Here is a 10935-nt window from a genome sequence, read left to right as displayed (position 1 = left end):
CGGGCGGCACTCGCCGGCGTCCTGTTCGTGCTGCGGACGGGTGTCGCGTGGCGGGATGTCCCGACGGAGACTGTGGGCTGTTCCGGTGTCACGGCCTGGCGTCGGCTGCGGGATTGGACCGAGGCCGGAGTGTGGCCGCGCCTGCACGCTGCCCTGTTGAGCGTGCTTCGCCGTGCCGGCCTGCTGGACCTGGACGACTGCTCCGTGGATGGCTCGCATGTCCGGGCCCTAAAAGGAGGGGATCACGTCGGCCCCTCGCCCGTTGACCGTGCCCGCCCCGGCTCCAAGCACCACCTGATCGTCGACCGGCACGGAACCCCGCTCGCTGTCACGCTGACCGGCGGGAACCGGCACGACGTAACCCAGCTCATGCCTTTGCTCGACGCTATCCCGTCGATCCGGGGACTGCGGGGACGTCCCCGTTGCAAGCCCCGGCGTCTGTATGTGGACCGGGGTTACGACTTCGACAAGTACCGCCGTCTGCTGTGGAAGCGGGGCATCAAACCGTTGATTGCTCGACGCGGTGTCGCCCACGGTTCCGGGCTGGGCAAGGTGCGCTGGGTGGTCGAGCGCGCCTTCGCCTGGCTGCACCAGTTCAAACGGCTCCGCACCCGCTACGAGCGACGTGCCGATCTCCACCAGGGTCTGCTCGAACTTGCCTGCAGTCTCATATGCCTGCGCCGCCTGCGAACCTCACCCTGAAGCGATCAGCTGGCCACGCTGAACCACCCCGGCCGCTTCTCGGCCAGAAGCGGTTGCAGCGACCGCACTGCGGCCCGCAGGTCCTCATCCGTGACGTCAAGAGACTCCGGCAGCCTCAACCCGTACCTTCGCAGCCGCCAGAGGTCGAAGAGTTCACTTCCGTCGGCTGCGAAGTCCACATCGACCTCAATGCCGTTGTCGTACACGAAGCAGCACCCTGCCCCATGAACCATGTAGGAGTGGGCGCCGACCTGCCCACTCCGGCTGATCCGGTGCGACGGGCGAGGCCGAGGACATCTGCCAGTCGCTCAAGCGACGGAAGCTGCTCGCCGGGCTGAGCATCAAGGGCATCAAGACCGGCTCCAGCACGCCGGCGGGCGGCACGCTGGTGTGGGCGGCGTACAAGACGGTCGGCTCGCGGACGCCGCTGATCCTCGGCTCGATGATGGGCCAGCGCGCCGACGGGCCCGACCCCGACGCCCTCCGGAGCCTGGCGCTGGTGAAGTCCAACAGTGAGCGGGTCGTCGCAGCGGTCCGGGCCGGCCTCACGTCCGTGACCGTCGTCCCGAAGGGGCAGGTCGTCGGGCACGTGCTCGATCCTCTGGGCCGCCGCGTACCCGTGGTGGCCGCGAGCGACCTGACGGTCGTCGGCGTGCCCGGTCAGAAGCTGGACGCCGTCCTCAGCGTCGGAGGCCAGGCGCTCCCCCTCTCGGCCGCGGCAGGCACCCAGGTCGCCACGCTGACCGTGGGCACCGGCCCGCAGGCCCCGTCGATCCCGGTGACCCTGCGGGAGAGCCTGGCGGAGCCGACGTTCCTCGACAGGCTCGCGCGTCTCGGCTGACAGGTAGGAGGCGGGCGACCCGGGCGGCTGTCACCGACGGTCGTAGACCCCGCACGGCGCCACCGGTTTGCGGGGCGCGGCGGCGGTTCGGCCTGTCAGGTGGGCACCGTGGCGCGCAGGGCTCGTGCCAGCCAGTCCAGTTCCTCGGAGGCGTCGGGGGACGCGTACTGTCCGCGCACGCGGGCGACGAGTGTGCGGTAGCGCTCTGCCTCTGCCTCGATCCCGGCCTCCAGGCACAGCAGCACGGCGGAGCGGTCGGTGTCGCCGAACAGCTTCGACAGCACCTCGGCCGCGGCCGGCCCCTCGGGGGCGATACCGCGTTTTCTGACCTCCGCGACGGTCTGCACGACCTGCCTGGCCCACCAGATGGACGCACCGGGGGCGCGGCTCTGTCCGGGGAGCGGGGTGCTCAGCTCCAGCATGGTGCGCATGCGGGTGCGGAACCCGGGGTCCCGCACCAGCTCGGCGAGTTCGATCCAGGCGTCCACCTGCTCGGGCGTGGGGTCGTCGGGCAGTTCGATGCCGAAGGTGCGCATGCGGTCGCGCAGACGTGGTTCGACGTCGAGGCCGCCGAACACCTCCTCCTTGAACTCGTCAATGATCTGCTTGCGTTCGGCGGCGGAGAGCCGCGTCAACCGGTTCATCAGTGCTGTCTCCTCAGCGGTCGAACCTCGTTTCGCCACGGCGGACAGGACGGCCCGGCTCACCTTGAGGGAGCGGATCTGCGCGTCGATGGCGGCCACGTGCGCGTCGGCGAGTTCGGCGACCGTGGTGCGGCCGCTCAGGACGCGGCACACGTCGTCCAGCCCGAGGCCGAGCTCCCGCAGGGTGCGGACGAGCTCGACGCGGGCCACGGACGCGGCGTCGTAGAGTCGGTAGCCGCTCGCGGAGCGGGCCACGGGCGGCACCGCTCCCTCGTCCGACCAGAAGCGCAGGGTGCGCACCGGAAGGCCGGTGCGCTGGGCGAGCCGGCCGATGGTGAGTACGTCGGGGCGTTCGTCTTCCATGAGCGAGATCCTGGACCCTCCAGCCGCTGGAGACTCAAGCGCCCGGGCGCGCGAGCCGGTGGAGCTCGGCGTCGAGGGACTCCAGTCCTGTTGTCGGACCGCGCCAGCTCCGCTTCGGCGTTCTCGCGGTCGCGGGGTGAAGAGGCGGTTCCTGGGTAACGGCGTCCCGTAGGGACAGGACGAGGTCAGGAGGACGCATGCCGCACCACGACGAGGCAGCTTCCGGGAATCAGGAGCCCAGGACCGCCGCGGAAGAGGTTCTGGAGGAGGCCCGGAAGGCGGAAACCGCCGTACGGGGCGACCACTCCGAGAACGACGGCGCGGCCGCCGACGCCCTTTCCACCAGCGAAAGCGCGCAGGAGGACGCCCAGAGGCGGGCAAGCCGGCCGGATACCGATCGCCGCTGAGCGGCTCGTGAGCGGCGAGGGGGCGCTATCGCCTTCGGCCGGCTCGGACGGTCGGGGGCGTGGGCGGCGAGGGGCGCCATCGCCGTCGGCCGGCGCGGAGGGCCGGGGCCGGGGACGCCGGCCAGGCCGGACGTGCCGGTCGACACGCGGGAGCCGGTTGCGCCTGGGCGCGTGAGCGTGCAACGACCCGTGAGCCGGTGCCCGCGGGAGCGTGATGCGATCCGCCCGAGCACGTGTCCCGCGGGAGCGTGCAACGACCCGCGAGCACGTTTCCCTGCGAGCGTGAAGCTGGTGATCCGGGGCACGAGGTCGTCATGAAGTTTCTGATCGTCATCGTGGTCATCGCCCTCGCCGCCGCCTGGTATCTGCAGTCGCGCAGGCGGCGGTGACCGACCCGCCCGACGGGCCCCGCGCCCACGTGCAGGCGGTGCTCACGCGTGGGGCGAGTGACCCGGCTCGTCGGGCATGGCCCGGGCCGAACGCAGCAGTTCCGCCGAGAAGCCGTCCCCGCCGGCCGCTCCCCTCCCGTACGGCATTGGTCCCGTGCACAGGCCGGGGCCGTGCCGATGTGCTCGTGACACGTCCCCGCTCCCGCTCCTTCACCGGCGGGCCCGCACCGTGCTCTCGTGGGCTCCTTACCGTCGCGAGCGTCCCGGAGAGTCATGACCGCGCATCCCTCCCCCGTCACAGAGCTGTCCATGTCCGGGGGTGTCACCCAGGGCGCGGTCCTGATCAGCTTCCTTCTGATCGTGGTCGCCGCCCTGTTCGCCTGCCTGCTCCTCGGGCCGCAGCGCGAGGAGGCCGAGCACTTCTACATCGGCCGCCGGCGGAACAAGCCCGTGCGCAACGGACTCGCGCTGGCGGGGGACTACATCTCGTCGGCCACGGTGGTGGGTACGGCGGGGACCGTCGCCCTGATGGGGTTCGACGGACTGTTCGTCGCGGGCAGCACCGTGGCCGCGCTCGTCGTCCTGTCCTTCCTCGCCGGACCGCTGCGGGCGCGCGGACGGTTCACGATCGCCGACGTCTTCGCGGACCGTGCGCCGGGAACGCCCGTCCGGGTCGCCGCGGCGGTGGTCACCCTGCTGGTGTGCCTGCTCTACTTCGTCGTCCAGCTCTCGGCCGTGGCCCTGGTGACCGCGCAGCTCCTGAGCCTGGAGACCGTGGGAGCACAGCGCACGATCGCGGTGATGATCGGGGTCCTGATCGCCTGCGCCACCGCTGTCGGGGGGATGCGCGGGGCCACCGCGCTGCAGGCGGCGAAGACGGTCATCGTCATCGTCGCCCTGGTCCTCGTCGTCGGCGCGCTCCTCGCCCGCTTCGGCTGGAATCCGGTCGCTCTGCTGGAGGCCGCGCGGGCCAACAACGGTGCGGGCTCCGCGTACTTCCAGCCCGGGCTGCTGCAACGCTCCAATCCCAGCGCCAGTTGGACCTTCGACTTCGTCGGCCTCCAGCTCAGCATCGTCCTCGGCGCGGCCGTGATGCCGCACGTCGTGATGCGACTGCACGCCACCCCCGACGCCACGGCGGCGCGCCGCTCCGTCCGGGGCGCCCTGTTCGTCGTCTCGGCCGTCATCACGTGCACGGTGGTGATCGGCCTGGGGACGGCGGCGAGCGTCGGTGGCGCGAAGCTGGCCGCGGTCAGCCCCGGCGGCACCGGGGCCCTGATGCTCGTCACCGGGACGCTCGCCGGCGGGCCGGGATCCACGACCGGGGCCGCGCTCTTCGTCCTCGTGGCCACCGCCGTCTTCGCGACTTCCCTCGCCGTCATCGCGGGCATCACCCTGACCGCCTCGGCCGCGGTCGGGCACGACCTGTACCGGCAGGCGCTGCGTCGAACGGGGAGTTCGGAGAAGGGCGTCGAGATCAGCACCGCCCGCTGGGGTGCGGTCGCCGTCAGCGCGGCCGGCATCGTCCTCACGTACGCGGCCCTCGACTGGAACATCCAGATGTTCAGCTGGGTCGCGCTCGCCGTCGCCGCCTCCAGCCTGCTGCCCGCCCTGGTCTACAGCCTGTACTGGAGCCGCTTCACGGAGCGCGGCCTGATGTGGACGCTCACCGGCGGCGCGGGCTGCGTCGTCGTACTCCAGGCGTTCACGCCCATGGTCTCGGGTCTGCCCTCGTCGTTCCTGCCCCATGTGGACGTCGCCTGGCTCCCCTTCCAGTCCGTCGCCCTCATCTCCATCCCGGTCGGCTTCGCTCTGGGGTGGCTGGGCAGTGTGACCGACCCGCGGCGCGCCCAGGGCGGCCGGGACGTCACGCCGCGGGTCGACGACGCATCAGGTCGTGACACACGAGGGAGCCGTACGGCCTGATCCGCCCGGCGTGCGCTGGTGCGCCGGTCGCGCGCCGTCGAGCCGCAACACCCTTCCAACCGGTGGTTTGCCACGGAAAGTACGGAATGCGGCGGTACGTATCCCTAGCGTCGTCCCGGTCGCGGCCCAGGAAGGCGGGCCGCATTCGAGCAAAGGGATGACGCATGGGCAAGGCCAGGAAGACCCGTCTCATGGCGTTCACCGGCGCGGGACTCGCCGTGGTGGCGACAGCGCTGGCCGGGGCGGCGGCCGTCGCGGCGCCGGACGCCGGCACCTCGCAGGCGCCGTACGTGCAGGCCGGCGCCTTGGTCAACGCCAACGGCACGGTCGTGCACTCCAAGGGAGTGGAGGCGGTCACCGCCTCGAGCCACGTCTACTGCGTCGAGATCGAGAACGCCGACGTCGACCTGTCGCGGGCCATCGTCACCGCGACCACCCGCGACACGCCGGGCTCCACCCTCCGGGTCATCCCGGGCAACTGCGCGGCCGGCAAGGGCATCACCGTCGCGACCTACAACCCGTCCGGCGGCGGTATGGCCAACTCCTTCTACCTCGCGGTGCACTGACCCGCGTCCCGGCGAGGATGGTGCGCGGCCCCGTCGCGACGCGGCGACGGGGCCGCACACGGTCGCGATCTCGCGGACAGGACTCCGCGACGGTCATCGGCCCGTCGAAGAGCAGGTAGGCGAGCAGGGAGAGGTGACGGGGCGCCAGCGAGAAGGACCGCAGCGCCTCGGGTACGGGGATCTTCTTGACCCGGCCGTGGACCTCATCGGCATCCCCCAGCACCGGCGGGGCATCGGCGGCGTCCCCGCCGAGATCGACGCCCCGCTCGTCACCCTCAGCATGCGCGAGGCCGCGTATCACCTCCCGGAGATCCCGGACGCTCCTGCCCGCCTGGTCACCACCACCACGGAGGCGCTGGTCGGCGTCCTCGGCGAGGACATCCGTCAGCAGGTCATCGTCACGATCGCCGGTGTCCCCGCGGGTCGCACCGGAGTCGCCGGCGCGGTGGCCTGACCGGCGCGTGGGGGCCGGGACCACCGGTCCCGGCCCCCACAACGCACCACCCTCGCCCCCTCGTGTGCCCAGGCGGCCACAGCAAGGGCGCGGCTCGGAGAAGGGGGCCGCCGTCCGCCTGCTGCGAGCGGACGGCGGCCCCGGTCAGTGCGGGACGGGCACGGTCAGCTGGGGAGCCGCTCGATGATCCAGCTGCACAGCTCCTCGGTGATGGCGGTGTGTGCGGTGGTCGTGGACGAGCAGCGGAACTCGTCCAATTCACTCTCCTGCGGGTCCAGTGCGTCGATGCCGGCGTACAGGTTGTCCTGCTTGTCGATGTCGCGGATCGCGACCGCGCTGACCGACGGGACGAAGCACACGTCTTCGTGCCGCAGGTCCGCCTTGCCGCCGAGCTTCTCCATCGTGTCGGCGAGGATCTTGTACGTGTGCAGCGTTCCGCCCGGGGCGCCGTCCAGCTCCGGGAAGTCGCTGGTGGTGATGGTCTCCTCGGCCTTGGGGAGCCTGCGGTTGAGATAGGCGGCCGTCACGTCGTTGCCCTGCGCCTGGGTGTAGAAGGTGGTGCCCGGGTAGATCCGGTCGATCCGCAGCGCGACCTCGCCGGCCTTCACCTCCGGCAGGCCGACCCCGTCGGCGCGGCCGTTCGCCACGGCGATCTTGACCGGGATCTGCGGCCACCCGCCGACCTGGTCGAGGTCGTCGAGGAACTGCGTGCGCAGCGGGGAGACACCGGTCTTGCCGGTCTCCCGGTCGTAGTGCTGCCACAGCATCTGGCAGGCGGCCGGGCTGCTCATCTGCCGGGCGAAGTTGTTCGGGAACGGGATGAAGTGCGAGAACGCCTGCACGCCGACCGGGACGGTGGCGCCGCGGTGCGGGCTGTCGTAGGAGAAGTACAGCGCGGTCTGGTGGTCGACGCGCTGGTCCTCCAAGCGGGCGAGCGCGTAGCGGGTGACGATGCCGCCCATGCTGAAGCCGCCGACGACCAGGTGGGCGTCGCCCTGCCGCTCGGCGATGGCCCGCATGACGGCGGCCTCGGCCGCCTGCGCGTTGTCCTGGATCGAGGCGCTGCGCTCGTCGAAGCCGAGCAGGATCACGTCCCTGCCGCGTCGGCGCAGTTCGCTGACGAAGGGGTATTCGCCGCTCTCCAGCCCGTGGTAGAGCACGTCGAGCCTGCTCCGGCCGAGGTTGAAGCCGTCGGCCATGATGACCGGCCGGACGAGACCGCGGCTGTTGCCCTCACCGGGGAAGACCCAGGCGAAGCCGTGGGGCAGGGGCCACTCCTGGTGCTCCGGTACCTCGATGGTCCCGGCGGGTTCGGCGGTCAGCGGACCGCCGAGAGTGAACGAACCGACGTTGGGCTCGGTCGTCTCGGACATGGTCGTGCTCCTTGTGCGAGGGGGGTGGGTGAGACGACGTCATCATGGTGGTCGATCGGGGTGCATTACTCCCTTGAGCTGCGGAGTTCACCACTTCTGATGGAGGGAGGGCGGGAAGTGTTTGACGCACCTGGCACATGACAATGGCCTGTTCTCGTCGCTCGCTCGTTCCCCTGGGAACCCCCGCCCGGGCGGCGCGGATTCAGGAGGCGCGGTAGCGGTCCTGGTGGGCGGCGGCCGGTTCCACGAGGGCCGGCCCGGCGCCTTCGTAGGCCAGGGGGGCGAGGTCCGGTGGCAGGAGGTAGCCGTCGGGCATGGCCGCGTAGGCGCGGTCCATCAGACCCGGTAGGCATCGGCCGGCATCTGGGGCCATGCCCCGGTCAGCGGAGGGCGCAACCGGGCTTCCGCCGCGACGCCGCGTGGTGCCCGGCAGCCTCCTCCGCCGCCTCTTGGTCAGGCACGGGTGGGCACTGGCGCCGACGTAGCGGGATCCGTCCGCCTGCGGGACGGTGTGCAGGCCGCAGGCGTACGCCCGGTGGGGAGTACGGATCACGGCGGGAGGCGGTTGGGACCCGGTGACGGTGAGGGCGGTGCCCCCGCGGCCAGGGTCGGTACGACGAGGGGCGGCCGCACCGGCCCGGGCGAGGCGCAGTGCTCCATGGCCTGGTTCAGCCGCTCCAGCACCCCGGTCTCCTTCCCTTTCGGTCCCTCACGTTAGGAAGGAACCACCCTGCCGGACCCGACATCCTGTGCCCGGTCCGGTCGGGTGCCCCAAGCCGCCGCTCCGGGCACCCGGGAGGCCCCTGGCCGCGCCTTCCGTACGGTGCACCGCCCCCCGCTGCCGCCGCACCGCCACGGCCCGCCCGCGGCCGGAAGCCGGCATGCCCGACGCCGGGGGTCGGCAGATGTCTACGATCGCGGCCATGGCCAGGACCACACCGCCCCGGCCCGCCGATGTCGAGGCGCTCTTCCCGGAGCTGGCGGCCTTCCGCGGAACGACCACGCGGCTCCATCCGCGGCCGGGCGAACCGGATCCGTCGGCCGGCTCCTGGGCGGTCCACTGCTGTGGCCTGCGGACGAGCCGTGGCCGGTGTGCGGCGAGGCGCATGGACGTGGACGCGGGCGACGACCGGCGGACATCCACCGCTACCGGCAGGTCCTGGCGTCCGCCTGGGACCGCGTGGGGGCGGGGCGACGGGGCTCGACCCCTCGGCCCGGGCCGGGCCGGCGCGCCGCGCCCGCCTGATCCCCTGCGCGCGAGGCGTGCCGGCCCGCTGCCGGCACGCCGTCGCACGCGTCGGCCCGTGACGCACGCCACACGACCCCGAGCGGTTTGTAAACATGAATCCAGGATGCGCATTTGCTAGCGTCCGGGCTGTGCGACTGACCAAGTTCACCGACCTGGCCCTGCGATCCGTCATGCGTCTGGCGGTCTGCGGCGACGACGAAGTGCTCACCACCCGCGAGGTGGCCGAAGCCATGGATGTGCGCCAGACCCACGCGGCGAAGGCGATCACCCGCCTGCAGCACCTGGGCGTGGTCGAGGCCCGGCGCGGCCGCGGCGGAGGGCTCGCCCTGACCGGCCTCGGCCGGCACGCCTCCGTGGGCTGGCTGGTGAGGCAGCTCGAGGGCGAGAGCGAAGTCGTCTCGTGCGACGACCCGCCGTGCCCCCTGCGCGGGGCGTGCCGTCTGCGGCGCGCACTGCACGACGCCCAGGAGGCGTTCTACGCCACGCTCGATCCGCTGACCGTGGCCGACCTCGTCACGTCGCCCACCGGGCCGGTCCTGCTGTCCCTTTCCGGCCCTCCCCAGCGGTAGCGCGGTCCCCTTCGCGGAGCCGCGCGCGGCTCCGCACGCACCTTGAAACACGAAGATCATTTACCTATTAGGAGGCGTTGTGCTCTCCGAGCAGTCCGCTCCCGTCGTCCGGGCCACTCTGCCGGCCGTCGGAGCCGCCATCGGAAACATCACCGAGCTGTTCTACCGGAAGCTGTTCGACGCCCATCCCGAGCTACTCCGCGACGTGTTCAACCGCGGCAACCAGGCCACCGGCGAACAGCAGAAGGCGCTGGCGGGATCCATCGCGGCGTTCGCGGGTCTGCTGCTGGAGAGACCGGACTCGCGCCCCGACGCCATGCTGGCCAGGATCGCGCACAAGCACGCGTCGCTGGGGATCACGGCCGACCAGTACAAGATCGTCCACCGGCATCTCTTCGCGGCGATAGCCGAGGTGCTGGGCAACGCGGTCACCGAAGAGGTCGCTGCGGCCTGGGAGGAGGTGTACTGGCTGATGGCCAACGCCCTGATCGCCGTCGAGGCCCGGCTCTACCAGGAGGCGGGCGCCGCGGAGGGCGGGGTGTGGCAGCGCATGGAGATCACCGAGCGGCGCCAGGAGACGCCTGATGTCGTCTCCTTCCTCCTGCGGCCCGACGACGGCGGCCCGGCCGCGTCCTTCCGTCCGGGCCAGTACGTCAGCGTTCAGGTCGAACTGCCGGACGGTGCACGGCAGATACGCCAGTACAGCCTCTCCTCCGCCCCCGGCCGACCGGACTGGCGGATCAGCGTCAAGCGCGTCCACGGCGCGGCACGTCCGGACGGTGAGGTCTCCTCCTGGCTCCACGAGCAAGCGCGGCCGGGTGACACGCTGACGGTGTCGGCGCCCTTCGGCGACCTGACCCTGCCCGAGGGCGACGGTCCGCTGCTCCTGGCGTCCGCCGGGATCGGCAACACGCCCCTGCTGGCCATGCTCGACCACCTGTCCTCCGCCGGCTCCGGCCGCAGCGTCATCGCGGTCCACGCCGACCGCTCCCCCGCCGACCACGCGCACCGCACGGAGCAGCTCGCCTTGGTGCGGGCGCTGCCGAATGCCCGGCTCCACCTGTTCTACGAGGTCCCGGGTGACCGGTCCGCGGAGGTGACGGCCGGCCGGGCCGACGTGAGTGGTCTGGAACTCCCCCGGGACCTGACCGCCTACCTGTGCGGGCCGCTGCCGTTCATGCGGGCGGTGCGCGGCGACCTGCTCCGGCGCGGCGTTCCCGCGGAGCGGATCCACTACGAGGTCTTCGGGCCGGACCTCTGGCTGGGCGGCCAGTAGAGCCGGGCGAGCCCAGGGCAGCCGTACGGACGGGGCAGCCTTACGGGGCAACGGCGGCGGGGCGGTGGGTCGTGCGCCCGGACAGGGGAACGCAACCTGCCGCCACGTCGTTCTTGTGTGAGCGTGCCGGCAGCACGCGTACCCTCCGCAGCAGTCCGGACGTTCCGCAACCCGCC

12 protein-coding genes are annotated in these 10935 nt (G+C 72.0%); 8 read left to right on the top strand and 4 right to left on the bottom strand.

Features of this window, described 5'->3' with window-relative positions:
* Positions 1–702: IS5 family transposase (locus tag ACZ68P_RS27870; RefSeq protein ID WP_471010879.1), on the top strand; the 702-nt coding region annotated here is incomplete at its 5' end.
* 5 nt (positions 703–707) lie between these two features.
* On the opposite strand, the gene ACZ68P_RS27865 is transcribed toward ACZ68P_RS27870, so the two are convergent.
* A complete protein-coding gene (locus ACZ68P_RS27865; protein ID WP_471010878.1) occupies positions 708–935 on the bottom strand; it encodes a DUF6896 domain-containing protein in 228 nt (75 codons plus the stop codon).
* A 155-nt stretch (positions 936–1090) separates the two neighbouring features.
* Here ACZ68P_RS27865 and ACZ68P_RS27860 point away from each other — a divergent pair, with 155 nt between their 5' ends.
* Positions 1091–1543, top strand: a complete 453-nt coding sequence (locus tag ACZ68P_RS27860) for a hypothetical protein (protein ID WP_471010876.1) — start codon at positions 1091–1093, stop codon at positions 1541–1543.
* A gap of 95 nt (positions 1544–1638) precedes the next feature.
* Here the strand turns inward: ACZ68P_RS27860 and ACZ68P_RS27855 are convergent, their stop codons facing one another.
* Positions 1639–2550 carry a helix-turn-helix domain-containing protein gene (locus ACZ68P_RS27855; RefSeq protein WP_471010875.1) on the bottom strand — a complete coding sequence of 304 codons (912 nt, stop codon included), beginning with the start codon at positions 2548–2550 and terminating at the stop codon, positions 1639–1641.
* A gap of 197 nt (positions 2551–2747) precedes the next feature.
* On the opposite strand from ACZ68P_RS27855, the gene ACZ68P_RS27850 reads away from it, so the two are divergent.
* From ACZ68P_RS27850 to ACZ68P_RS27835, 4 genes are all read left to right on the top strand, one after another.
* Complete coding sequence (locus ACZ68P_RS27850) at positions 2748–2957, top strand: hypothetical protein (protein ID WP_471010873.1); 210 nt, start codon at positions 2748–2750, stop codon at positions 2955–2957.
* A gap of 662 nt (positions 2958–3619) precedes the next feature.
* Positions 3620–5272 (top strand): sodium/solute symporter, encoded by a 1653-nt coding sequence (locus ACZ68P_RS27845; protein ID WP_471010872.1) that lies wholly within the window; start codon positions 3620–3622, stop codon positions 5270–5272.
* A gap of 164 nt (positions 5273–5436) precedes the next feature.
* Entirely contained in the window at positions 5437–5838 is a 402-nt protein-coding gene (locus ACZ68P_RS27840; protein WP_471010871.1) for a hypothetical protein, read from the top strand.
* Positions 5839–5971: 133 nt separating this feature from the next.
* Positions 5972–6292 carry a hypothetical protein gene (locus ACZ68P_RS27835; RefSeq protein ID WP_471010893.1) on the top strand — a complete coding sequence of 107 codons (321 nt, stop codon included), beginning with the start codon at positions 5972–5974 and terminating at the stop codon, positions 6290–6292.
* Positions 6293–6456: 164 nt separating this feature from the next.
* Here ACZ68P_RS27835 and ACZ68P_RS27830 read toward each other — a convergent pair whose 3' ends face one another.
* The gene (locus ACZ68P_RS27830) at positions 6457–7665 is read right to left on the bottom strand and encodes an esterase/lipase family protein (protein WP_471010870.1); all 1209 of its coding nucleotides are present in this window, start codon (positions 7663–7665) and stop codon (positions 6457–6459) included.
* Between the two features lie 202 nt (positions 7666–7867).
* The gene (locus tag ACZ68P_RS27825; protein ID WP_471010869.1) at positions 7868–8002 is read right to left on the bottom strand and encodes a hypothetical protein; all 135 of its coding nucleotides are present in this window, start codon (positions 8000–8002) and stop codon (positions 7868–7870) included.
* 1040 nt (positions 8003–9042) lie between these two features.
* Between ACZ68P_RS27825 and ACZ68P_RS27820 the strand changes: the two genes are divergently transcribed.
* Positions 9043–9483, top strand: a complete 441-nt coding sequence (locus tag ACZ68P_RS27820) for an RrF2 family transcriptional regulator (protein WP_471010866.1) — start codon at positions 9043–9045, stop codon at positions 9481–9483.
* Between the two features lie 79 nt (positions 9484–9562).
* Positions 9563–10759: a globin domain-containing protein gene (locus tag ACZ68P_RS27815; protein ID WP_471010864.1), complete on the top strand. Its 1197-nt coding sequence runs from the start codon at positions 9563–9565 to the stop codon at positions 10757–10759.
* Positions 10760–10935: the final 176 nt, after the last annotated feature.

Source organism: Streptomyces sp. NPDC036822 (assembly GCF_055609145.1).
The sequence above is the reverse complement of the archived record's forward strand: the minus strand, read 5'-3'. Positions and strand labels throughout refer to the sequence as shown.

Excerpts from the sequence above, each read along its gene's own strand:
- ACZ68P_RS27865 (WP_471010878.1), bottom strand. The coding sequence starts at position 935 with ATGGTTCATGGGGCAGGGTGCTGCTTCGTGTACGACAACGGCATTGAG.
- ACZ68P_RS27855 (WP_471010875.1), bottom strand. The coding sequence starts at position 2,550 with ATGGAAGACGAACGCCCCGACGTACTCACCATCGGCCGGCTCGCCCAG.
- ACZ68P_RS27850 (WP_471010873.1), top strand. The coding sequence starts at position 2,748 with ATGCCGCACCACGACGAGGCAGCTTCCGGGAATCAGGAGCCCAGGACC.
- ACZ68P_RS27845 (WP_471010872.1), top strand. The coding sequence starts at position 3,620 with ATGACCGCGCATCCCTCCCCCGTCACAGAGCTGTCCATGTCCGGGGGT.
- ACZ68P_RS27840 (WP_471010871.1), top strand. The coding sequence starts at position 5,437 with ATGGGCAAGGCCAGGAAGACCCGTCTCATGGCGTTCACCGGCGCGGGA.
- ACZ68P_RS27830 (WP_471010870.1), bottom strand. The coding sequence starts at position 7,665 with ATGTCCGAGACGACCGAGCCCAACGTCGGTTCGTTCACTCTCGGCGGT.
- ACZ68P_RS27825 (WP_471010869.1), bottom strand. The coding sequence starts at position 8,002 with ATGGACCGCGCCTACGCGGCCATGCCCGACGGCTACCTCCTGCCACCG.